23 protein-coding genes are annotated in these 23031 nt (G+C 63.6%); 9 read left to right on the top strand and 14 right to left on the bottom strand.

The features are described 5' to 3' along the window. Positions 1–21: 21 nt before the first annotated feature. From AC1DD7_RS06500 to AC1DD7_RS06475, 6 genes are read right to left on the bottom strand one after another with little or no spacing between them, the layout of a single operon-like run. A complete protein-coding gene (locus AC1DD7_RS06500; RefSeq protein ID WP_477514291.1) occupies positions 22–1467 on the bottom strand; it encodes a PfkB family carbohydrate kinase in 1446 nt (481 codons plus the stop codon). Next, entirely contained in the window at positions 1464–2183 is a 720-nt protein-coding gene (locus AC1DD7_RS06495) for a D-sedoheptulose-7-phosphate isomerase (RefSeq protein ID WP_477514290.1), read from the bottom strand. Before AC1DD7_RS06495 ends, AC1DD7_RS06500 begins: the two co-directional genes overlap by 4 nt. After that, the gene (locus tag AC1DD7_RS06490) at positions 2180–3448 is read right to left on the bottom strand and encodes a glycosyltransferase (protein ID WP_477514289.1); all 1269 of its coding nucleotides are present in this window, start codon (positions 3446–3448) and stop codon (positions 2180–2182) included. The genes AC1DD7_RS06495 and AC1DD7_RS06490 overlap by 4 nt, the downstream gene beginning before the upstream one ends. After that, on the bottom strand, positions 3445–4581 hold the full coding sequence (locus AC1DD7_RS06485; protein ID WP_477514288.1) for a glycosyltransferase: 1137 nt from the start codon (positions 4579–4581) through the stop codon (positions 3445–3447). The genes AC1DD7_RS06490 and AC1DD7_RS06485 overlap by 4 nt, the downstream gene beginning before the upstream one ends. Then, on the bottom strand, positions 4578–5666 hold the full coding sequence (locus AC1DD7_RS06480; RefSeq protein WP_477514287.1) for a glycosyltransferase family 9 protein: 1089 nt from the start codon (positions 5664–5666) through the stop codon (positions 4578–4580). The genes AC1DD7_RS06485 and AC1DD7_RS06480 overlap by 4 nt, the downstream gene beginning before the upstream one ends. After that, entirely contained in the window at positions 5663–6286 is a 624-nt protein-coding gene (locus AC1DD7_RS06475) for a D-glycero-alpha-D-manno-heptose-1,7-bisphosphate 7-phosphatase (protein ID WP_477514286.1), read from the bottom strand. Before AC1DD7_RS06475 ends, AC1DD7_RS06480 begins: the two co-directional genes overlap by 4 nt. Positions 6287–6394: 108 nt before the next feature. On the opposite strand from AC1DD7_RS06475, the gene AC1DD7_RS06470 reads away from it, so the two are divergent. Next, complete coding sequence (locus AC1DD7_RS06470; protein ID WP_442005174.1) at positions 6395–7345, top strand: glycosyltransferase family 9 protein; 951 nt, start codon at positions 6395–6397, stop codon at positions 7343–7345. Positions 7346–7392: 47 nt separating this feature from the next. Here AC1DD7_RS06470 and AC1DD7_RS06465 read toward each other — a convergent pair whose 3' ends face one another. Next, positions 7393–8163, bottom strand: coding sequence for a sigma-70 family RNA polymerase sigma factor (locus tag AC1DD7_RS06465; protein WP_477514285.1), 771 nt, complete (start codon positions 8161–8163; stop codon positions 7393–7395). A gap of 143 nt (positions 8164–8306) precedes the next feature. Between AC1DD7_RS06465 and AC1DD7_RS06460 the strand changes: the two genes are divergently transcribed. Next, positions 8307–9047, top strand: coding sequence for an ANTAR domain-containing protein (locus tag AC1DD7_RS06460; RefSeq protein ID WP_477514284.1), 741 nt, complete (start codon positions 8307–8309; stop codon positions 9045–9047). Positions 9048–9090: 43 nt separating this feature from the next. Continuing rightward, a complete protein-coding gene (locus AC1DD7_RS06455; protein ID WP_442005177.1) occupies positions 9091–9540 on the top strand; it encodes an SRPBCC family protein in 450 nt (149 codons plus the stop codon). Positions 9541–9552: 12 nt separating this feature from the next. On the opposite strand, the gene AC1DD7_RS06450 is transcribed toward AC1DD7_RS06455, so the two are convergent. Beyond that, complete coding sequence (locus AC1DD7_RS06450; protein ID WP_477514283.1) at positions 9553–10398, bottom strand: HAD family hydrolase; 846 nt, start codon at positions 10396–10398, stop codon at positions 9553–9555. A 163-nt stretch (positions 10399–10561) separates the two neighbouring features. On the opposite strand from AC1DD7_RS06450, the gene AC1DD7_RS06445 reads away from it, so the two are divergent. Beyond that, on the top strand, positions 10562–11590 hold the full coding sequence (locus tag AC1DD7_RS06445) for a hypothetical protein (protein WP_477514282.1): 1029 nt from the start codon (positions 10562–10564) through the stop codon (positions 11588–11590). Between the two features lie 34 nt (positions 11591–11624). Here the strand turns inward: AC1DD7_RS06445 and serS are convergent, their stop codons facing one another. Then, positions 11625–12905 carry a serine--tRNA ligase gene (gene serS / locus AC1DD7_RS06440; RefSeq protein WP_477514281.1) on the bottom strand — a complete coding sequence of 427 codons (1281 nt, stop codon included), beginning with the start codon at positions 12903–12905 and terminating at the stop codon, positions 11625–11627. 113 nt (positions 12906–13018) lie between these two features. Here serS and AC1DD7_RS06435 point away from each other — a divergent pair, with 113 nt between their 5' ends. Beyond that, the gene (locus tag AC1DD7_RS06435) at positions 13019–14080 is read left to right on the top strand and encodes a diacylglycerol/lipid kinase family protein (RefSeq protein WP_431117419.1); all 1062 of its coding nucleotides are present in this window, start codon (positions 13019–13021) and stop codon (positions 14078–14080) included. Here the strand turns inward: AC1DD7_RS06435 and AC1DD7_RS06430 are convergent. From AC1DD7_RS06430 to AC1DD7_RS06420, 3 genes are all read right to left on the bottom strand, one after another. Beyond that, complete coding sequence (locus AC1DD7_RS06430) at positions 14077–14307, bottom strand: hypothetical protein (RefSeq protein ID WP_216924263.1); 231 nt, start codon at positions 14305–14307, stop codon at positions 14077–14079. The genes AC1DD7_RS06435 and AC1DD7_RS06430 overlap by 4 nt on opposite strands. A 120-nt stretch (positions 14308–14427) precedes the next feature. After that, on the bottom strand, positions 14428–15357 hold the full coding sequence (gene pheA, locus AC1DD7_RS06425) for a prephenate dehydratase (protein WP_477514280.1): 930 nt from the start codon (positions 15355–15357) through the stop codon (positions 14428–14430). 46 nt (positions 15358–15403) lie between these two features. After that, the gene (locus AC1DD7_RS06420) at positions 15404–15730 is read right to left on the bottom strand and encodes a rhodanese-like domain-containing protein (RefSeq protein ID WP_224094571.1); all 327 of its coding nucleotides are present in this window, start codon (positions 15728–15730) and stop codon (positions 15404–15406) included. A 141-nt stretch (positions 15731–15871) separates the two neighbouring features. On the opposite strand from AC1DD7_RS06420, the gene AC1DD7_RS06415 reads away from it, so the two are divergent. The 3 genes from AC1DD7_RS06415 (at position 15872) to AC1DD7_RS06405 (ending at position 19601) form a co-directional block, all read left to right on the top strand. Beyond that, positions 15872–16615: a Type 1 glutamine amidotransferase-like domain-containing protein gene (locus AC1DD7_RS06415; RefSeq protein WP_477514279.1), complete on the top strand. Its 744-nt coding sequence runs from the start codon at positions 15872–15874 to the stop codon at positions 16613–16615. Further along, complete coding sequence (locus tag AC1DD7_RS06410; protein ID WP_477514278.1) at positions 16608–18038, top strand: amidase; 1431 nt, start codon at positions 16608–16610, stop codon at positions 18036–18038. The genes AC1DD7_RS06415 and AC1DD7_RS06410 overlap by 8 nt, the downstream gene beginning before the upstream one ends. 63 nt (positions 18039–18101) lie before the next feature. After that, on the top strand, positions 18102–19601 hold the full coding sequence (locus tag AC1DD7_RS06405; protein WP_477514277.1) for a peptide MFS transporter: 1500 nt from the start codon (positions 18102–18104) through the stop codon (positions 19599–19601). 267 nt (positions 19602–19868) lie between these two features. Here the strand turns inward: AC1DD7_RS06405 and AC1DD7_RS06400 are convergent, their stop codons facing one another. Then, positions 19869–20531: a DUF4190 domain-containing protein gene (locus tag AC1DD7_RS06400; RefSeq protein WP_477514276.1), complete on the bottom strand. Its 663-nt coding sequence runs from the start codon at positions 20529–20531 to the stop codon at positions 19869–19871. Positions 20532–20786: 255 nt separating this feature from the next. Between AC1DD7_RS06400 and pgm the strand changes: the two genes are divergently transcribed. Next, positions 20787–22448, top strand: coding sequence for a phosphoglucomutase (alpha-D-glucose-1,6-bisphosphate-dependent) (pgm, locus tag AC1DD7_RS06395; RefSeq protein ID WP_477514275.1), 1662 nt, complete (start codon positions 20787–20789; stop codon positions 22446–22448). 2 nt (positions 22449–22450) lie between these two features. On the opposite strand, the gene AC1DD7_RS06390 is transcribed toward pgm, so the two are convergent. Further along, complete coding sequence (locus AC1DD7_RS06390) at positions 22451–22969, bottom strand: 2'-5' RNA ligase family protein (RefSeq protein WP_216924279.1); 519 nt, start codon at positions 22967–22969, stop codon at positions 22451–22453. Between the last annotated feature and the right edge of the window lie 62 nt (positions 22970–23031).

The following is a 23031-nucleotide window of genomic DNA, read 5'->3' as shown; positions in this document are numbered from 1 at the left end:
ATTCTTTGTTGGCAGTTACGGTCAGCTGACTTTGGCCAACGCTTCAGCCAGGCCGCTGGTGGAGCGGGCCGGATGGAAGGGCACGGTCACGCAACGCCCTCCCCACGCAGCCACGAGGCTGGCTTCCGGCAATTCATGGGGTTCGTAATCCCCGCCCTTGACCCAAATATCGGGCCTGAGTTGGTTCAGGCAGGCCTCGGGGGTGTCCTCATCGAAGACCACCACGGCATCAACGCAGGACAACGCGAGCAAAAGCTCTGCCCGGTCCTCCATGCTGACGATCGGCTGGTGCGGGCCCTTGAGCCGCCGTACGGAATCATCGGAATTCAGGCAAACGATGAGGCAATCACCCATGCTGCGCGCCGCGGCCAACGTCCTCGCGTGACCAGCATGGAGGAGGTCGAAGCAGCCGCCGGTCGCCACAACAGTCCCGCCATTCGCGCGGACTGTTCGCGCAAGTTGGATTCCGCGTTCCAGGCCCGGAAAGCGGCCAAAAAGCTCGACGACGGGACTCGCCTTTGCCCTGACAGGCTGGCTGATCCCTCCTGTGCCGGGGGTGCTCGTCTCCATGGCCAGGGAGGAAGCTCCGCCCTTCGCGAGAAACGCGGAAGCATCCTCAACAGCCCTGGCCGCAGCACCAGACAGCTCGAGCCCCAGCCCCAAATACACGGCAAGGCTCCCAGCCAAGCGATCTCCGGCACCGCAAGGATCGTCCACGACTGTCTTTGGAGCGGGGATGATCTTGCCCGGCCCCGCAGCCTCCACCAAGACTGCACCGTCTTCGCCGGTGGTGACCACGACGGCGTTGCTGCGCCAGCGATCCAGCAAATGTTTCCCTGCGTCCTCCGCACCGGACGTGGACGGATCCAGTCCGCCCGCCTTCGCAGCGGCGCCCGCTTTCGCAGCGGCCCGGGCCTCTGCGAGGTTGGGGGTCACGACGGCGATACCCGGCACAGGCTCGGAACCGGCAGGGTGCGGATCCCACACCACCGGGACGTGGCGGGCAGCGTCGGCAAGCGCAGTGCGGATGTCGGGGTTCGCCGTGATTCCGCGGCCGTAGTCGGCCACGATAACCGCTTCCGCGGAGGCAATGGCTGCGAGCATCTCCCCGGTGCATGACGGGGAAGGGGCAGGCGCGCATCCTTCGTCGAACCGGACCATGGGGTGGGTTCCAATACGCACGCGGGTCTTGGTGGGCGTTGGGGCGAGCGGGGCTCCGGTGAGTATGGCGACACCGGTCAGGGCGCGCCTGAGGTGGCTGGCGCCGTCGTCGTCCGATACCGCGGTGACCAGGGCGACGTCGTGACCATCCCGCGCAAGAAGGGTAGCCACGAGACCCGCCCCGCCGGCCCGACGCCGGATATGGGCGACGTCCACGACGGGTACGGGCGCGTCGGGGCTGAGCCGCGTGGCGGTGCCGCTGATGTCCACGTCCAGGAGGACGTCACCTACCACTGTCACTTTCATGGCTGGGCTCCGTCCTCGGCCAGGCGAGGCCCGGTCCGACGCGCGACCTCCGCGTCGAAGGCGCGGCATACAGCGTGGACGGCAATGAGGTGGCCTTCCTGGGCGTTGGCTGCGATGGCATCCACTGTGATGGCTTGTTCGCAGGCGTCGGCCAGCGGGTTGGGGCCCGCGCCCGTCAGCGCCCACGTAGTGACGCCGCGTTCCTTTGCCGCTCTGACCGCGTTGAGGAGGTTGGGGCTGCGTCCGCTGGTCGAGAGCAGGATGAGGACGTCCCCTGCCCGGCCGTGTGCCCTGACCTGGCGGGCGAAGACTTCCTCGTAGCCGTAGTCGTTTGACAGTGCCGTGAGGGCGGAGGTTTCGGCGTGCAGGGAAATCGCGGAGAAGGGTGCGCGTTCGGCGTCGAACCTGCCCACGAGTTCGGCGGTGAGGTGCTGGGCTTCGGCAGCCGATCCCCCGTTGCCGGCGGCCAGCAGCCGTTGTCCGGACAGGAGCCGGTGGGCGAGTTCCGTTCCCCACGCCGAGAGGCGGGCTGCCTGCGAGCGCAGGGACTCCAGCGCCGGCAGTACGTTGTCCAGGTGTGCGGTGACCTCTGGTGCGATCTGTGGTTCGCGGATTTTTGTTGACCTTGTTGACCCGCTCCAGCCCGCGGGCACGGTATCCGGGACGGGCTGCATGTTGGGCGTGATTCTCTTGGGAACTGTCGATTCTGTGGTCACAGCGCTGTTCCTTCCAGTGATTCCAGGCCTTCCCCGGCTTGCCGGGGAAGGCCTGCTGCCAAGACGGACCGGTACGCTTTCTCGGTGTCTGCGGCGATGCGGTCCCAGGAGTAGCGTGAGCGGGCGCGGCGGTTTCCCGCCCGGCCCATTTCGGCACGCAGGGCGGGGTCCGCGAGGAGCCGCCCCACGGCGTCGGCGATTGCTTCCGGGTCCCGCGGCGGTACGTGCAGTCCGGTTTTCTGGTCAACCACGGTCTCCCGGAGTCCGCCGACGGCCGCGGCCACCACGGGCACTCCGCAGGCCATGGCTTCAAGGGGAACGATGCCGAACGGTTCGTACCACGGCGCACAGACCACGGCGTCAGCGCTGCGGAAAATTCCGGGCATTGCGTCGCGCGGGACCTGTCCGCGCATGGTGACCTTGTCCTCCACTCCAAGTTCCTTGGTCAAGGCGCGAAGCCTTTGGGCTTCCGGATCCTCTTCGAGGTTCAGCGCGTCGCCGGAGCCTCCGACTATGAGGAGCTCGACGTCGTCGAAACCGGCCTCAGCCAGGAGGGGCAGTGCCTGGATCACCAGATCCACGCCCTTCCTGGGGACCAGGCGGCCCACACTCAGGATGCGGTGCGTGCGGGACTTAATTTCTGGTTCTCCCGTGCCCGGGAAGAGGTTGAGATCCACCCCGCACGGTGCGATGGAAATCCTTGACCGGCCAATGCCCAGCGCTTTGAGCTCAAAGACCTCGTCAGGGCAGGTGGCGATCACCCAGTCCGCGGTGCGCCCTACCCACGGTTCCAGCCATGCACGTGCGGGTGGGCTGGTGTCCGCTGAACCCTGGTGCCTGCGCTTGACCGAACCCAGTGCGTGGAAGGTCTGGACCACAGCAATGGGCTCGGCGGCACCGGCCCGCCTGGAAGCTTGGATCGCGGCCAGCCCGGACATCCAGAAATGGGCGTGGACAACGTCCGGGACCGATCCCGCCCAGTCGCGGCAAATGCCATCGGCGAGCTCACCCATGAAAGGAAGCAGCTCGTCCTTGGGGATGTGGCGGGCCGGGCCGGCGTCAACGTGTACCACGGTGAGTCCCTGCGCAACCTGCACCTTTGCAGGAAGATCCGGGTCATCCCGCCGCGTGTAGACGGTGACCTGGTGGCCACGGCTGGCAAGGCTTGATGAAAGGGCCGCCACGTGGACGTTTTGCCCCCCGGCGTCCACACCTCCCAGGGCGGCCAAGGGACTGGCGTGTTCGGAAACCATGGAGATTTTCATGGGTACGTCCTCTCTGTGTCATGGCTGACGGACTCCGAACCGGGTTGCGGGCGGCGTTCCGTGTCGGGGGGCTGTTTGTTTGGGACCTGCTTTTCGGGAATCTGCTTTTCAGTGATCTGCTTTTCAGGACGACGGGTTTCTGCGGGCGAGGGGCGGGCCGTGGGGAGATCGGCCAGGAGTTCGTCCCAGGCATGATGAAATTTCCCGAGCCCATAGCGTTCCAAGGCTGCAGCCCGGGCCACCATCCCCATCGCGTAGGCGTCACCGGGCTCGTCCAGCAGGCACCGCGCAAACCGTTGGAGTTCGTCCACGTTGTTCGAAACAAGACCGGCTCCCGGCGGGATAGCGCGCGTCGCTTCCGTGGTTGCCAGCGCCAGGACAGGCATTCCCAGGTGCATGGCTTCGAGCAAGGCCAACCCGAGGGACGTCCAACGGAGGGGATGCAGGTAGAGCCGGCAGCGGGCGAGTTCCTGATGCAGCCTGGGCGCCGGTACGTCCCCGGAAATCCGCAGGCGCTCCTCGCTCAAGCCGAACCCCTTCAGGTTCAGCGCTTCCGCCAAGGCTTCCGTCCCCATTCCGAACACCCTCAAGGGCCCTACCCCGGCGAAGCCAGGGAGGAGATCGGTGCCCGTCACCCGGCCGCGACGGACGGGTTCGTTGACCACCACCCCCATCTCTTCGCGTTCACCGGTATAAAGCCGGCCGGGATCGGGGATGCCGTGCTCGATCACAACTGTTGGCGTGGATCCGGTGTCCCAGAAGAGTTGGTTGAAGTGCGTCACATGAACCACGGGGATAGTGTGCTGATCGGCCAGTGGATGGAGAGTGAACGGGACGTCGCCTTTGGGTGTGTTGTGTTCAAGGTAGACGGCAGGCAGGTCAACACCGGGCCTGCGACCAAGCTTCCGGGCAACGGCGGCGATCTCCTCCGGACGCTGCAGGACCACCGCGTCCACGCTGTCCGGATCAAGGGTGTCAAGGTCAATCTCCTGCGCGGCGACCGGCCACTCACGGCCGCCTCGCCCCAAACCCCACGCACCGCCGTCGGGCTCGACAGGAAGGAGGTATTCGTGCGGGCCCCTGACGAACGCCTCCATCCATCCTCCGTGGATGTGCCAGACCAGAATCCTCATGGTTTCCACACCTTTCTTCGGGTGCTGAGGGAGGAGACTCCCCCCAACAGCCGTTCCACCGCCTCCAGGACTTGTTCAGGGGTAACTGAGCTCAGGCACGGGTGACCCGGTACCGGGCATATGCGTGCCCGCGTGTTCCTGCAGGCTGCTTCCTGATCCCCAAGCAGTTCCATCGGAACGCCGTAGGGCGCCCAACGAATAGCTGGAACCACAGGGGAGAACAGGCACACCACCGGCGTGCCCACCGCTGCGGCCAGATGGGCGGGCCCCGTGTTGCCGGTGACCACGACGGCCGCCCCCGCGAGTACCTTTGCCAGCGTGCGCAAGTCGGTCCGGCCGCCGAGATTGTGTGCCGAGGGTCCTGCAACGGTTGCCGTCAGCGACGTTTCGCCAGGCCCTCCCGTGACCACCACGCGGTGCCCATACGCTTCAAGGAGTTCCACGGTAGCTGCGTGGTGGAGTGCAGGCCACGCCCTCGCGGGAGCCGCTGACCCCGGGTGGACCACGATGTACGGGCCCTTTTGGGTGAGTTCGTCCACCAGTTCCTCGGGTTCGTCCAGCGGATTGATGTGCAGCTTGCCGTCGTCGCCGCGGGGAAGCTGGAAGCCCGCTGCCTGCGCAATCCCCAGAGCACGCACCACTTCAGGTTGGTCCTCGGGAAAGTCTTCGCCCGGTTTCAACCGGACGTCCAGGAGGGAGCCGGCGTAGTCAGTGGAGGCGCCCGTGATGCGCTTGACGCCTGCCAGCCGCAGCAGCAGTGCCAACGGAAGCGGGGACTGGTGGAAGGACGTGAGGATCACAGCTTCCTCAATCCTGGAGCTGCGCACGAACTCAATCAGGCCATTGGTCAGCTCAGCCGTCACGGCTGGCCCCGGATTGACGATCCATGGGCACGGCCACGTGTGGACCTGGGTGACTCCGGGGAGCATCTCCGCAGCGCCGGCGCCCTCGGGCCCGCAGAGGAGGACGACGTCGTTGCGTCGGCTGCCGTCCGGCCTGCTTCCGTTCGCCACGGCACGGAGGGCGGGTCCAGCAAGGAGAACATCGCCCATGCTGTCCAGTCGGGCTACCAGGACGCGGCTCATACAGGTGCGTCCTGCCTGGCGTCGGGTTTCGGCGATGCCCCTCCTGTCGCGGTTGTTGCGGTTGTCCCGGTTGTTGCGGTTGTCCCGGTTGTCGCGGCATCAAGCAACAGCTCGACGGCGGTCAACAGGTTCTCCGCGACCACCCCTGCCGCCTCAATTTCGTCGGCCCGGGTCACGTGAGTGGGCACGAGTACTGCCTGCGAGCCGGCCGCCGTCGCTGCTTCCACGTCGGCGCCGATGTCCCCAACAAAGGCAACCTGGGACGGGTGCAGCCCCAGTGTGCTGCAGGCGGCGAGAATCATTCCCGGCGCAGGCTTACGGCAGGTACAACCATCAGCTTGCCCGTGCGGACAGATTTCCCACACATCGAACGGGCCCAGGAGCTCATCCACCCGCTGGTTCACGGCGAGGACCTGATCAAAGGTCAGCAAGCCACGGGCAATGCCCGACTGGTTGCTCAGCACGCCTGTTGCCAGTCCCGCCCGGCGTACGCGCGCCAGCGCCAAATGGGCACTTTCCATGGGCCGCACCAGTTGCGGGTCACCGTTATATGGCACGTCAACGACGAGCGTTCCATCGCGGTCAAACAGGACCGCTTTCAACGTTCCAGTTCCTCCCATACCCGCAACGTTCCCCAGTTCTCCCGACACTAAACAGCGTGGCGGCGAGAAGTTTCCCTGCGGCGCCGGCGCTGGCCTTGGCCGTTAGACTCCTAGCGGGAGGTCACCATGGACACAGCCGAAAAGAACGGACAACCCCTGCTGCTCGCCCTGCGCGCCCTGAAACTCGGGGACCTCCTGGTTGCCGTTCCGGCGCTTCGCGGCCTGCGCCGGGCGTACCCCGAGCACCGCATTTTGTATGCGGCGCCGGCCTGGATTTCGGAGGCCCTGGAACTGGTGGGCGGCATCGACCACCTGCCCACGCCGGGCCTCGATGATCCACTGAGCATCCCCCCAGGCGTCGTGGACGTCGCCGTCAACCTGCACGGGAACGGACCCGAAAGCCGCCAACGAATCAACGAACTTCGCGCGAAGCGGGTGCTCGCCTACCAAACTCCCGGCCTCGACGGACCGGTTTGGACAACCGGAATCCCTGAGCGCGAGCGCTGGGCCAGGCTCCTCAACTGGTACGGCATCGACGCCGATCCGCTGGACTACCGACTCAACAAACCAAACATTCCGTCACCCCGGCCCGGCGCAACCGTTATCCATGTGGGTGCCGCCTACGGCAGCAGGCTCTGGCCGATCGAGCGATTCGCCGAAGTTGCCGTCGAACTCTCCCGGGCAGGGCACGATATCGTGCTGACCGGGGGCACGTCCGAGCGCGAGCGGGCAGTGGAGACTGCTGCCTTGGCAAACCTCAAAGGAGCAAATCTCGACGGCGGCGTCCTGGCTGGGCGGCAGGGCCTCGCAGAGTTCGCAGCAACCATTGCGGATGCTCGGCTCGTCGTTTCCGCGGACACCGGCGCCGCCCACCTGGCGTCTGCCTATGCCCGGCCCTCCGTGGTCCTGTTCGGCCCCGCTCCTGCCGAAGAATGGGGTCCGCCGCCTGGACCCCACGTGGTGCTTACCGCCGTCGAACTCCGCCGCGGTGACGTTTTCGCCGCCGATCCCGATCCCGCGCTCCTTGCCGTGACCGTCCGTGACGTGTTGGATGCCGTGGACGGGTTGGGCTGCTGAGTCCTGCTGGCTGCTGTTTGCTTATTGTGTTTATTAGGTCGCTGTTCCTACGGCGCAGTTCCATCTTCGAGATGCGCTTCCTCATCCAGTAACTGTGTCTGCAGGGACACCAGGATCTTGGAAAGCCGCCGCGAGACCTGCATTTGGGACATGCCCAGAGCCTCCGCGATGGTGGACTGCGTTTCCTCCCGGTAGTACCGGCGATAAAGAAGGTGCCTGTCCTCAGCGCTCAGGTCCCGGATGGCATTGCGCAGGGCGAGCACGTCCTCCAGCCGATCCGTAGGGCATCCGAAAGCGGAAAGGCATCCTTGCAGTCCGTCGCGGCCCTCTGCAGCAGGGGCGTCGAGGGAATCCGGCCGCTTGCTGGTGCCGGCCATCAACGCTTCCCTGACTTGGCAGGGCTCCAGTCGAAGGTCCGCCGCCACTTCTTCCGGTGTTGGGGTCCTCTGGAGGGCTTGGGTCAGTTCCTCCGTCCTGGCGAGGACTTGGCGCCGCACATCCTGGATGGGCCTCGGTGGCCGCACTACCCAGCAGTGATCGCGGAGATACCTTTTGACCTCGCCCGCAATGGTCGGGGCGGCGTAGGCGGGGAAGCTGACACCCTTGGTTTCATCGAATCCCCGGGCCGCCTTTATTAGGCCCATGTACGCAACTTGCCGGACGTCGTCGATGTCGTGCGTGTGGGCGGAATACCTGGCGGCAATGGACTTTGCGAGATTGAGATGGTCCAAAACCAAGCCGTCCTGGAAGCTTTGACGGATGGTGCTCTCCGGCGCAGGAGGCCGGGTTTGGACGTCGTGTGGTCGGGTTTGTCGCATGTGGCTTCAATCCTTAGACCTGCTCGGAGTGAGTGAGCCCACGGCAAGACTCCTTAAAAAGAGAAGCACACTTACTATTAGCTTTCAACGGGTATTCAGGACTAGGCTCGAAGGGTAGCCGCATCCAGGGATCGGAGATCCACGTGGAAGACCAACAACTCACCGAACCGCATCTTGTAGCAGCGGAGATCCAGGACCTGCTTCTGGATACACCCGACGTGGAGGCCTTCCTGACCGAGCTTGCACGCCACTCAGCGGCGATGTTCACCAAACCTGACAATGAAGTCTTTTGCGGAATCACCATGCTTCGGCATAGGGCGACGGCCACCGTGGCCAGCAGCAGCGAGCGCGCGCAGATGCTGGACGAACTCCAGTATCAGTTCGCAGACGGTCCCTGCATCCATTGCTGCCGGGTAGGCACCCAAGTGCATATTCCGGACTTTGAAAAAGACAACACGTGGCCTGAGTACAACGATCTGGCTCTAGCGAATGGTGTTCATTCCGTCCTCGCTGTGCCTTTCCCGCTCACGGATGACACCGCACGGGCAGGCTTGAACCTCTACTCCGAACGCCCCAACGGCTTTGACCAGGTCGCCGTCCAGAGGGCCAGCGATTATGTGCAGCAGGCATCCAAGGGCATTCAGCTGGCAGTGCTCATTGCGCAACATAGCCAGACAGCCGCCAACCTTCGCGCAGCCATGGCCTCCCGGACGGTCATCGACGTCGCCACGGGCATCATCATCGCCCAAAACAGATGCAGCCAGGCTGAAGCCGTAGAGCTGATCAAAAAGGCCTCAAGCAACCGGAACGTCAAGCTCCGGGATGTTGCGCAGGCAATCGTTGACTCAGCCGGTGGCGGCCCCGTCCAGACCCATTTCACTTAAACCCCTCACCTAAACCACAACAATCCAAATCGAGGTGTCTCTCATGCAAACCGTCACGAAAGCCATCGAGGTAGAGGTACCGGTTTCGGTCGCCTACAACCAGTGGACCCAGTTCGAAAAGTTTCCCGAGTTCATGAGCGGCGTGGAAAACGTCCGCCAGATCAACGATTCAACACTCCACTTCTCAACCAAGGTCGGCGGAGTCCGGCGCGAATATGATGCCCGCATTACACAACAAGTTCCGGATACCGTCATTGCGTGGGAAAGCATCGACGCACCCCGCAACGCCGGCACAGTCCGCTTCGACAACCTCGGACCCGAGCACTGCGGCGTCAACGTGACCCTCGAATGGGAGCCTGAAGGATTCGTGGAGAAGGCCGGCGCCGCGCTCTCCGCCGACGAGATGCAGGTGGCCGCGGACCTGGACAAATTCAAGGACTTCATCGAGGACCGCGGCCGCGAAACCGGTGCCTGGCGCGGGCGGGTGGACTAAGGGGTCCGGCTGCTACAGCACGCTGCGCAGAACCAGGGCGGCGCCGTCGTCGAATACTGACGCGGTGACCTCATCCGCGACGGCTATTACTTCCTCGGGAGCCTGGCCCATCGCCACTCCCCTGCCTGCCCATGTGAGCATCTCGATGTCGTTGCGGCCATCGCCCACCGCCACCGTGTTGGCCTGTTCCGTGCCGATCCTCTGGCGCAGGGCCTCAAGCGCGCTGGCCTTGGTGACGCCCTCCGCGGCAATGTCCAGCCATGCCGTCCAGCCCACCGAGTACGTCACGCCGGAAAGGCCGATGTGGCGGATGGCGTGGTTGAAGTCGTCCGAGGTGTTGTCACTGCTGAAGACCACCACGCGGACAGCCGTTGCCTCCAACATGGTCTGGAAGTCCACGCCGATTGCCTCGACGCCAAAGCTGGCGTCCTGGAAACGCTCCGTGGAGAGGAAGTTCCCGTCTTCGTCCTCCAGCGCGTACTTCGCATTGGGCAGGCGTTCGCGCAGGGCCTTCAGAGCCGGAGCGGGATCGAACGTTGCCTTGTGGATGATCTCGTAGCCGGCCTCCAAGGTGGGATCCAGTCGAAGCGTCACGCCGCCGTTGCAGCACACCGCGTAACCACGTTCCAAGCCGATTTGCTCGATGATGGGCAGGGTGGCATTCAGCGACCGGCCGGTGGCGATCATGACGTCGTGCCCGCTTGCCACTACCTCTTGTGCAGCCGCCCTAACCCCGGGAGACATGTGGCCGTCGTGGTCCACGAGCGTGCCGTCAACGTCCAATGCGATCATGAGTTTGTTGTTGTCATTTGGCTGGTCATCGATGCCAGCAACTGGAGTGTCAGTCAAAATAGTCATGGTTCCAGTAGAGCAGACACCTCTGACACCGCACTAGGACCGAGGACACAGCACCGGATTAACGCCGCGTGAACACTCCGCCCCTCACTCCCCGCCCGCACCAGACACCCTCCACCGGACCTGTCGTACCCGCCGGCTCCCTCCGCCATCGAAAGTTGTTTCCATGAAAGAAACAGCCGAGTTCCTGGTGTCCACGCAACAGAGAGCCAACTCGGGAGATATTCGTTCGCTCAGCAGGCGATTTACGAAGGGTGAGCTGGTCAGAGTGCGCAAGGGAGTCTACATGGACAAGAGCCGGTGGATGTCCCTAAAGCCTTGGGAGCGCTACTCCGCGACCATCAGGGCAGTCGCTCTGGAACTACCTTCTGCACACTTTTGCTACGAGACGGCGGCCGTACTCTGGGGGATGCAGGTTGTCGGAATCCCGGCGCACATCCATTTGGCCAATTCGTCATCCAGCCACGCGGGTTCCAAGCGACCGACTACTCAGGCCTCCGGAGGCACGAAGTCTGGCAGCACAGGACTGGAGCGCACCAAGAGTTACGGCATCTATCGCCATGCCTATCAAGCGAGTCCAGTACACCTGAACGGGCTGACCGTCACGGACCTTAATTCAACAGCGGCTGACGTAATGGCCCGGCTTCCCTTCGCACGGGCGGTGGTTCTAGCGGATCACGCCATCAGCCCAAAAAGGTTCGGAGCTTCGGCCGCCAGCGTTGAAGACCTGCATCTTGCAGGAGAGAGCCTGGCATCCGCCGCAAAGAGACTCTGGGTCAGCTCAGTCCTTGACTTCGCCGACGCTCGCTCGGGATCAGCTGGCGAGTCCCTGAGCCGTGCGCAGATGCATCTACTTGGTTTTCCAGCCCCCGAGCTTCAGGCCGAATTCCATGACGCCTTGGGATTCGTTGCCCGGACGGACTTCTACTGGCGGGAACTCAAGATTATTGGCGAGGTCGACGGAGATGCAAAGTACCTCAATGACGAATACCTCAATGGGGGAACTGCACGTGAAACCGTGCTCAAGGAGAAGAAACGCGAGGACCGACTCCGTGCCATGGGCTTCCACGTAGTGCGGTGGGACTGGACCACTGCCATCAGGCCGGAGAAGCTGCTTGCAAAGCTCGAAGCAGCCGGACTTTCTAGGACAAGAAACCCCGTCCAACGGACCATTCACCGCCGCGCGCGAGGGTGAATGGTCCGTTGGGCGGGGTCTTCCGCCGAGCGAACTAAAGGACCGGCAGAACCTCGAGCCCGCCAATGTACTTCTGCAGCGCCTTGGGAACGTTGACCGAGCCGTCCGGGTTCTGGTGGTGCTCCAGCAGTGCAACGATCCAGCGGGTGGTGGCCAGGGTGCCGTTCAGTGTTGCGACGGCGCGGGTGCCCTTGGCAACGCCTTCCTCGTTGATGACGCGTTCGCGGATGTTCAGGCGGCGGGCCTGGAACGTGGTGCAGTTGGAGGTGGACGTGAGCTCGCGGTAGGCGTTCTGGGTAGGAACCCAGGCTTCGCAATCGAACTTGCGGGCCGCGGACATGCCGAGGTCACCTGCAGCTGTATCGATCACACGGTAGGGAAGCTCGCACTTGGCCAGCATTTCCTCTTCCCAGGCGAGCAGGCGCTCGTGTTCAGCAGCTGCTTCCTCAACCGTGGTGTAGATGAACATCTCCACTTTGTTGAACTGGTGAACACGGATGATGCCCCGGGTGTCCTTGCCGTGCGAACCCGCCTCGCGGCGGTAGCAGGAGCTTTGGCCTGCGTAGCGGATGGGGCCGGTCGCGAGGTCCAGGATCTCGTCTGCGTGGTAGCCGGCGAGGGCCACCTCCGAGGTTCCCACGAGGTAAAGGTCGTCTTCAGCGAGACGGTAGATCTCGGCGTCGTGCTTTACGTCAAAACCGGTGCCCTGCATGGTCTCCGGGCGCACCAGAGTGGGGGTGATCATCGGGACGAACCCGGCCTCGATTGCCTGGTCCATGGCCATCTGCAGGAGCGCCATTTCCAGCCTGGCGCCAACACCGCGGAGGAAGTAGAAGCGCGCGCCCGAGACCTTGGCGCCGCGTTCCATGTCGATCGCGCCGATCAGTTCGCCGATTTCCAGGTGGTCCTTCGGCTCGAAATCCGTGAATTCGCGCGGCGTGCCCACCGTTTTGACCACAACATAATCGTCCTCGCCGCCCTCGGGAACGCCATCCACGATCAGGTTGGGGATGGTGCGGAGCAGCTCTTCCTGCTTGGCTTGCGCAGCAGCGGCTTCAGCGGAGGCGGCCTTCACCGAGTTGGCCAGTTCCTTGACCTCGGCCAGCAGGGCCTGCTTCTCCTCGCCCTTTGCCTGAGCAACCCTCTTGCCGAAGGCGTTCTGCTCGGCGCGGAGGGTCTCATGGCGGATCAGCGCGGCGCGGCGATCGGAGTCTGCGGAGATGATCGCGTCCACAACAGACTCGTCGGCGCCACGGGCGCGCTGGCTGGCACGGAACTTGTCCGGATTTTCGCTGAGGTCTTTTACGTCGATCACCACACAAGAGTATCGAATGGGCCGCTGATTTCCCGTGCGGACGCCGAGGCGCACAAGCCCTGGAATGAACACCGTGAAATCAGCCCTACCCAGGACGATAGTGTTGGAGCACCATGAGCGACTGGATCCTGTACGTGATTCTCGCTGGGGGCGTGGCGTTTGCCGTCTCCAGTTGGTGGGGTGTGCGCCGATTGAGGGCCCGGCACATCAGGAGCGCGGTTCGGGAGGACACGCACAAGCCAGAGCCTGGGCACCAGAAGGTTGCGGTCATCCTCAACCCGGTGAAACACAAGTCGCACGAGGCCCGCCAAGCGATCATCGACGCCTGCGAGCTCGCCGGTTGGGACAGTCCGAAGTTCTTTGAAACCACTGTGGAGGACCCCGGTTACGGGCAGTCGCGCCAAGCGCTGGAGTACGGGGCCGACGTCGTTCTTGCGTGCGGCGGCGACGGTACAGTGCGTGTGGTGGCTGAGTCGCTGGCGCATAAGGGCGTGGCGATGGGCCTCATTCCGCTGGGCACCGGCAACCTCTTGGCGCGCAATGTTGAACTGGACGTCAGCGACATCGCCGACTGCATCCAGATCGCCCTCTTCGGACACCAGCGTTTCATCGACACGGCCAGCATGGGCATAGACAACAGCATTACCGGGGAATCGTCCACGCATACGTTCCTGGTGATCGCCGGCATGGGCCTGGATGCCGAGGTTGTAGGCGATACCAAGGAAGACCTGAAGAAAACCGTGGGTTGGCTCGCCTACACCGAGGCTGGGGTCCGGCATCTGCCCGGGCGCCGCAAGCGTGTCACCATCACAATGGATGACCAGCCGGAGCAGGCCCGCAAGATCCGCAGCGTGCTTTTTGCCAACTGTGGCCTGATTCCGGGAGGTATTGATTTCATTCCGGAAGCCATGATCGACGACGGCATGCTGGACATCGTCGTCATGAGCCCCCGCAGTGCGTTCGGATGGATCGCCATGTACACAAAGATCCTGTTCAAGCACAAGCGGAATCTGCCGGTGATGAATTTCTATCGCTCCGGCAAGGTCACCATTCGCAGCCAGGAACCCATGGCGACGCAACTCGACGGCGACCCTGCGGGCGAGGCCACGGAGGTCACCGTTCAGGTCCAGCCGGGTTCGCTATTGGTGCGGGTACCGAAGGCTGAAACCCTCTAGACTGCGCCCTTCTCGGGTTGGGCCGCATTTGCTGCGGCTGCTTCGGCCGCCGCCTTCGCTGCAGCCCGGGCCTCGGCCTGCTCACGGATCATCGCTTGTTCTTCTTCAAAACGGAGTCGATCCGCGCGGTCAGCTTCGTCGCCGTCCCAGTCGTCCTTGTTCTCGCCGGAGGGCTTGGGATTGACGATCATGCCCTGGCCGTCTTTGTCATCTCGGTGGACAGACATGACCGCTCCCTTCTTTTTGGGCATTCATCCATCGTTTATGGATCAGGCAAGCATACGCACACTTGCATCAACGCGAAAGGGGTTGAAGGTTCAATAATTTAGCGCCGGAGCCAGCGCAGCCTAGCCCTTAAGAATCGACTGAACCCACGCATGAGCGGAGGCAAAGGCAGCGTCCGAAGTATGTGGGGCAACCACCGCAGCCTGCTTATCAGCGCGCGCGTATGAGCCCAGGAAACGGGTTGCCGGGCTGATTCTGTGGAGACCCGCCAAGGCATCAGCAACACGGGAATCCGACGCATGACCGTCGGCATCGATGCTGAAGAAGTAGTGGCCAAGGTACTGGCCGGTGGGGCGTGACTCGATTCGGCTCAGGTTGACCCCTCGCGAAGCGAACTGGTCAAGGATTTCCATGAGAGCACCAGGGTGGTCCTCCGGCAGCGGGACAACAACGGTCGTCTTGTCCGCACCCGTGCGTTCGGGCAAGGTACCCGGCCGGCTCACAAGGATGAAGCGGGTGACTGCGTCCGGGTTGTCGCCAATGTTTTCGGCCAGAACGTTGAGCCCAGGCTGCTCCCCCGCAATCAGCGGTGCGCAAATAGCGGCGTCGTAGTGGGCATCTCCTTCAAGGAGGCCCATGGCCGATGCCGCGGTAGAGGAACCGGGGACATAATCCGCGTTCGGAATATTTTCCTCCACCCAGAGGCGGCACTGAGCCCACGCGTGGCCGTGGGTGGAGATGCGCTTTATATCCGAAAGCACGACGCCGGGCCTCGCCACGAGCACGAAGGTGATAGGAACCAGGGCCTCGCGGATGATCCGGAGTTCCGGGCCAGTGGCAATGGCGTCCAGCGTCGCAGTCACACCACCCTCCACCGAGTTTTCGATGGGAACCATGGCGGCGTCGGCCTCACCGTTGCGCACCCGCTCGAGCGCCGTGTTCACGTTGGTGCAAGGAATGCGGGAGGCATCAGCGGCGCCGGGGACCTGCATGAGGGCGGTCTCAGTGAACGTTCCCTCAGGGCCCAGGAACGTGTAGGTCGGTGCTGACATTGAGTATTCCTTGCTGGTTATATACGTGGGACGGGCTTGCCGGAGGTTAGAGAACCACGGGCTTGAGGCCGTTGTCCGACACCATTGGCCGGCCGGCTTCGAACCACATATCCATGCCACCGGCTACGTTCACCGCTGAGTAGCCTTGGCCCACCAGCCATTGGACGACGCGGAATGAACGACCACCGGTACGGCAAATGACGAAGAGGTCGTCGTCGGGATCCAGTTCATCCAGGCGGGCCGGCAGTTGGTCCATGGGGATATGCCGTGCGCCCTCAACATGTCCGGCAACCCATTCATAGTCCTCACGAACGTCCAGGATGCTGGCATCAGCCGGAATATCGCCCACAGGCACGGTTTCGAAGTCGCTCATGGCGGTTCCTTCCCATCGATTCAGGTCATCATCCAGCCTAGTCGCAGCGGCCGCGAAGCGGGACGTCGCTTGCGTCCCGCGGTTGCGGCACTAAGACTGGGACGCAAAGACTCCCTTGAATCGGCTGTTAGGAGCAGGACCATGGCGGCTGGCCAACCCATCATCCTCGCAACATCCGGCGGTTACAAGCCAGGCAGCCGGACCCGCATCGAGTTCGACCACCTCATGCACTACGCCGTGGAGTTGTCCGGGGTAAGTGGCCGCGCACCACGTGTGACCCACATTGGTACGGCATCAGGTGACCAACGCTGGTGGGCGGCAGAGATGGATCAGGCAGCCCGCATTGCCGGGTTTGACTTCGCACATCTGAACCTCTTCACCATGCCCAATATTGAGGACCCCGTAGCGCATCTTCTGGAGCAGGACGTGGTGTGGGTCCACGGTGGTTCGGTGGTCAACCTGCTTGCCGTGTGGCGGGCACACGGCCTGGATGGAATTTTGCGGAAGGCTTGGGAAAGCGGCGTGGTCCTGGCTGGCGTTTCCGCGGGTTCCATTTGTTGGTTCAAGAGCGGCGTGACGGACTCCTTCGGCCCTGAATTGCAGCCCGTGACCAACGCGCTTGGTTTCCTTCCCTACGCCAACGGCGTCCACTACGATTCCGAACCCCGCCGCGCTCCCGCCATCCACAAGCTTGTAGCCAACGGCACGCTGGGCGAGGCGCATTGCACCGACGACGGCGTGGGGCTGGTTTACCGGGGCACCGAACTTGTGGAGGTGGTGTCCGAAGTCAAGAACAAGGCTGCTTTCCGGGTCACCGCGGGTGCTGGCGAGAGCGTGGACGCCATCGCTGTGGAGGAACGGTTGGAGTCTCGTTTCCTTGGTTGATCTTTCCCCGGAAGCCCTCACCGCTGTGGAGCTTCGCGATGTCCTCGCATCCGGCGAGCTGTCGGCGAGGGAGGCGACCACCCATTTCCTGTCCGTCATCGAGGCCCGCAACAGGCACTTGGGCGCCTTCATTACTGTTACCGCAGAGCAAGCGATGGCCGACGCCAGCAGGGCAGACAATCTCCATTCGAAACTGAGTCGCGAGGGCCGCCTTTCGGAATTGCCGCTGCTGCATGGCATGCCCTTGGCCTTTAAGGACCTCACCGACGTGGCAGGCATTCCCACTACGCACGGCAGTGCCGCGTTGGAGCACAAACCTGCGCCCGAGGATGGCGCCCTCGCTGCCACTTTGAAAGGCCAGGGCGGCATCTCGCTGGGCAAGACTCAGGTTCCGGAGTTCGGACTCACCGCGTACAGCGAAAACCGCATCGCACCGCCGTCGCGCAATCCCCATTCCTCAAGCCGAAGCTCTGGCGGGTCGTCGGGCGGAAGCGCTGCGGCCGTGGCAGCTGGCATGGTTCCGTTCGCTCCTGGGACCGACGGCGGCGGTTCCATCCGGATTCCGGCCGGTGCCTGTGGACTGGTGGGGCTCAAACCGGGGCGGGACGTGGTGCCATCCGGAGCGAGCGCTGGCGACGCAGCTAAATTGGTGGTCGCCGGACCGCTGGCGCGCACGGCGGCGGACGCTGCCCTGCTGATGGACGCGCTGGTCCCCCGCGAACAAGCGCCCGACGGCGGATATCTCGCCGATGTTGACCAGGCGCCAACGCCCCTGAAAGTGGGGGTGAGCCTGGATAGCCCATGGGCCGGAGTCTTCCCTTTCGAGGTGGAACAGGAAGCTTCGGACGCCCTTGCGCTGGGAATCAAGCTGCTTGAGGAGGCGGGGCACCGTGTTGCGGAAGCGGAGATCCGCTACGACAACCGCTACCCGGAGGCGTTCACCGCAGCCTGGACTGCCGGCGTCGGGAGTGCGCGAATCGCACCCCAGCGCGAGGCGCTCCTGACCCCACTCACCCGGACGTTTCGTCGTCGTGCGCAGCAGCGCAGCGCGTTGAAGGTCAATGAAGCCCTAAGTTTCCTGCGGCAGTTCGAGCACGACACGATCGCGCAATACGCGGAGTGGGATGTCATCCTCATGCCCACGCTGGCGCAGACACCGCGCCCGATCGGCTGGTTCACGGGCGGCGGCCACAGCAGCGAACCGTGGCCCAGTGAATGGGCCGGTGACGCGGACGAGGATTACAGAAGACAGTGCGAGTACGCGCCATGGTCTTCCATGGTCAACGTGTGCGGCTTGCCGGCGATCAGCATCCCCCTCCATGTGACAACGACTGGCCTGCCGATGGGTATCCAGGTGATCGGTAAACCTGGTTCTGAGCTGCAGCTTCTTCAGCTGGCGGCGGTTCTGGAGGCCTTTCAGTAAGCGGGCTTGGGCTGTTGTCTACCATATGGAAAGTGGTTGCCATGGGCACCTTTCGATGTGACAATGCCCGCAGTCAATGCCAGCATTGAGGAAATGAGCACACCTCTAACCACGGCTACGCCCCAAAAACCATCGGGCGATACGTCATTCTTCGGCCACCCAAAGATGCTGGCCAGCCTCTTCTCCGTGGAGATGTGGGAGCGATTCTCCTTCTACGGCATGCAGGGCATCCTGCTTTACTACATGTACTTCACCGCGGACCAAGGCGGACTGTCCATCGACAAGGGCCTCGCCGCCGGCTTGGTTGGCGCGTATGGCGGCGGCGTTTACCTGTCCACCATCCTGGGCGCCTGGCTTGCTGACCGTATCTTCGGCTCCGAAAAGGTCCTCTTCGGCTCGGCCCTCATGATCATGGCCGGCCACATCGCGCTGGCCCTCCTGCCCGGCATTCCCGGACTGATCGCGGGCCTGGTACTTGTGGGTATCGGCTCCGGTGGCCTGAAAGCCAACGCGACGGCGCTGGTCGGCAGCCTGTACGGCGAGAAGGACGAACGCCGCGACGCCGGTTTCTCCATCTTCTACATGGGTATCAACATCGGCGGACTCATCGGCCCGCTGGTCACCGGCTGGCTCCAGGAGAGCAACGGCTTCCACTGGGGCTTCGGCGCAGCGGCGGTGGGCATGGCGATCGGCCTGGTCATCTACTCACTGGGCCGCAACAAGCTCCCCGAGGAAGCGCACCGCGTCCTCAACCCGCTCCCGGCTGCTGACCGCACCCGTTACGGGCTGATCTTCCTGGGCATCCTGATCGTGATCGGCGTACTCCTCGGCACAGGCACCGTTAACGCCGACAACCTGGCACGCAGCATGGCTTACGCCGCCATCGGCGCATCCGTGATCTATCTTTTCCTGATCTTCCGCAGCCCCAAGGTCACAGGTTTGGAGCGCAAACGTGTGCTCGCCTTCATCCCGCTGTACATCGCATCGGCCGCATTCTGGGCGCTGTTCCAGCAGCAGTTCACGTTCATCGCCGTGTACTCCGAGGAGAAACTGGACCGCAACCTGTTTGGCTGGGAGATGCCCGCCGCATGGGTGCAGTCCATCAACCCGGTGTTCATCATCATCTTCGCCGGCGTCATGGCTGCCCTGTGGACCAAGCTGGGTGCCAAGCAGCCGAGTTCCCCGCTGAAATTCTCGGCGGGCCTGCTCATCATGGGGCTGGCCTTCCTCTGCTTCATCCCGCTGGCTGGCGAGGGCAAAACCCCTCTGCTGGCACTGGTGGGAATCCTGTTCCTGTTCACCCTCGCGGAACTCTTCCTCTCCCCCATTGGGCTGTCCGTGAGCACCAAACTCGCCCCGCAGGCATTCCACACCCAGATGGTGGCGCTGTTCTTCCTGTCCGTCTCCCTGGGCACCACCCTGGCAGGCATCCTTGCCGGCCTTTACAACCCCGACGACGAACTCCCGTACTTCCTGGGCATTGGCGGCGTGGCTGTGGTGTTGGCTCTAGCCCTCGCTGTTGGATCCCCGGCTATCAAGAAGCTGATGGGCGGGGTGCGGTAGCTGGCCTACGGGCCTCCGCCGGACCAACGCCGACACGCAAACGGATCAGCGCCGCCTACATCCAGGCAGCGCTGGTCCGTTGCTGCGTCGCTCACACATTCGGGTGTCGCTTAGGAATTCGGGTGTCGCTCACGCCAGGTGACCAACCCACCCTGTACTAAATAACGACGGCGACCCTTACGTTTGGTGGGATTCCCACCTGACGTAAGGGTCGCCGTCGTGCGCGTTTGTGTACAGTTGCGGCCCTTAAAAGGGCCGCGGGGAGCGCTAGTAGTTGTACCTGCTGCTCGAAGCCCCGATCGCGGCGAAGAAGAAGATCAAGACGACCACCGTGATCGCCACGCCGACGTAACCCATGATCAGGCCGGCAATCGCCATGCCCTTGCCTGCGGGTTCGCGGTTGAGGGCAAGATGGCCCAGGATCACGGCTGCGATCTGCGGCAGGATGAAGAACCCGAAGCCAATAAAAGTGGCAATGCCGCAGCACATGCTCGCAATGCTCAGGCCCTTTGGCTGGGTGGGCATGGCGTAATACGCGGGCTGGCCGTACGGGTTCTGCTGGCCGTAGGGCTGCTGCTGGTACGGGGCCTGGTTGAACTGGCCCTGGTTGTACTGGCTCTGGTTATAAGGGCTCGGCGGCTGGCCGTAGGGCGAGGGGCTCGGCTGGCTGTAATCACCCGGTGTGTACGGGCCCTGGCTGGCACCGCTCTGACCCGACGCGCCCTGGCTCTGGCTTGTGGGCGGGAGCGGCTGCGTGTAGAAGTCGTTCTGGCCCTGGGCGTTCTGCGTGTATGCGCCCTGATCGTACGGCGGAAGCGGCTGCGTCTGTGAGCTCTGCTCCGGCGCGCTGAATTCGGCGGGCGGGATGTACTGCGGCGGTTCGTAGCCCGCCGGTTTGTCCTCGTTGCCCTTGGATGGTTGATCTGACATGGGAATCCCCCTCGCTAAGTCTTTGTTTCCCACCCTACCGCCGCCGGGTGCGCCGCATAAGGCAACCCGCTTTCCGGTTCCCCACCATGTCAGGGCGCGCGACAGGGCGGAATCCTCCCACTAAAGCCGCCGCTCGTAAACGCGAGGTAAATCTTTGGCTCATCCGGCGCCACATCGCCGCCATTCTGCGTCACAGGGGCCGGATCCCGGGACATTTGCTGTCAGCCGACGGGGTGGTCTGGCATGCTGGACGACATGGCTAGCCGAGCGGGCACAGTTGCCCTTCCCCAAGACCTTGTTGACATCACAGCCCTGCTGGACGCGTACTTCGACGTCACCCCGGATTTGGGCGATCCCGCGCAGCGCGTGGCGTTTGGAACGTCGGGCCACCGCGGATCCAGCTTGAAGTCCTCGTTCAACGAACCGCACATCCTCGCGATCACGCAGGCAATCGTTGAATACCGCGGCCGCCAGGGCATCACCGGGCCGCTGTTCATCGGGCGCGACACCCACGCCCTGAGCGAGCCCGCGCAGAACTCCGCGCTGGAGGTCCTCGCGGCCAACGGCGTCACAGTTCTCGTCGATGCGCGCCACGGCTACACACCCACGCCCGCACTGAGCCACGCCATCCTCAAGTACAACCGCGAAGCCGCGCCGGGAACGCCGCAGGCTGACGGCATTGTTGTCACGCCCAGCCACAACCCGCCAGGCGACGGTGGCTTCAAGTACAACCCCCCGCACGGCGGCCCGGCTGACACCGACGCCACGGGTTGGATCGCCGAACGCGCCAACCAGCTCCTTGAGAACGACCTCCGGGGCGTCAAGCGCATTCCGTTGAACGATGCTTTGAATGCGGACACCACTGGAAAGTTCGACTTCCTCAGCAGCTATGTTGACGATCTCCCGTCCGTCCTGGATCTTGACGCGATCCGCAACGCCGGTGTCCGCATTGGTGCCGATCCCATGGGCGGCGCTTCCGTTGACTACTGGGGCGAGATCGGTGAGCGCCACCAGCTCAACCTCACGGTGGTCAACCCCACCGTCGACCCCCAGTGGGCTTTCATGACCCTGGACTGGGACGAGAAGATCCGCATGGACTGCTCCTCGCCGTCGGCTATGGCGTCGCTCATCAAGCGCATGTCTGTGGGTGCGGATGGCACCGCCGCCTACGATGTGGCCACGGGTAACGACGCCGACGCCGACCGCCACGGCATCGTCACGCCGGACGGTGGACTCATGAACCCGAACCACTACCTTGCCGTGGCCATCGATTACTTGTACCGCAACCGCAGTGGCTGGAATCCCGCGTCCGTTGTGGGCAAGACGCTGGTTTCGTCCTCGATCATCGACCGCGTCGCTGCAGGGCTCGGCCGCAAGCTGGTTGAAGTTCCCGTCGGCTTCAAGTGGTTCGTGCCTGGCCTGCTGTCCGGCGAGGGTGCTTTCGGTGGCGAGGAATCGGCTGGCGCCTCCTTTAACAAGCGCGACGGCAGCGTCTGGACCACGGACAAGGACGGCATCCTCCTGGCCCTGCTGGCCTCGGAAATCACGGCTGTCACGGGTAAATCGCCGTCGCAGCTGTACAAGGGACTCACCGACCAGTTCGGCGCGCCGGTCTACGCCCGTATTGATGCCGCCGCTTCGCGCGAGCAGAAAGCCAAGCTGGGCAAGCTCTCCGCCGCGGACGTTACGGCCACCTCATTGGCTGGCGAAGACATCACCGCCAAGCTCACGGAAGCCCCCGGCAACGGCGCTTCGATCGGCGGCCTGAAGGTTGTTACCGAGAACGCCTGGTTCGCGGCCCGCCCCTCCGGGACCGAGGACGTCTACAAGATCTACGCGGAGTCCTTCAAGGGCGCCGATCACCTGGCCAAGGTGCAGGAGGAAGCCAAGGCTTTGGTGGATGGGGTTATTGCTTAGGTTCAGGCGGTTTGCGAGTCCTCAGCCTCTGCAGCGTCCTGCGTCCAGAGTCTGAGGATGCGCCGGATGGTGTGGTTGCCTTCCGGCGCCATGTCCACCAGCGCCACCTGGTCAAGCACGACGACGTCTCCCGGCTTTGGGCGCTTGCCGTCGTGATGCGAGATGTGCGGTCGGTAGCGTTCAAGGACGTAGTTCGGCGTAGCGATGCGCCCGCCCACGCTGACCACGGCATCGAAGAGTTCCTCGTGCAGGCCTTGAAGCAGCGGGTTTTGTTCCACCAAGCTCACGGGGATGGACCCCATGTGGCCAAAGCCCGCTTCTTCCCCAATGGTCAGTTGCGTTCCGAGGGCTCCCTGGACTGGCGCTTCGGCCAGGTCCGCGAGGACATCGGCGACGTCGGCACTCACGTCAGTTCCGACGTCGAACCTTAACAACGTGATGTGAAGCGGCCAGTCGCTGCGCGGAAACACCAGCCCCGGCCGCACGGGCTCCGTAAATGCCACCCAGATGAGGTTCCGCATAGGCATAGTTTGCCACTCAGCGAGTCAGATCTGACGGGATCTGCGAGAGGGATGCTGAAATA

Source organism: Paenarthrobacter sp. 10L412 (assembly GCF_056395565.1).
Note: the sequence above shows the minus strand (reverse complement) of the source record. Positions and strands in the feature narration are given on the sequence as shown.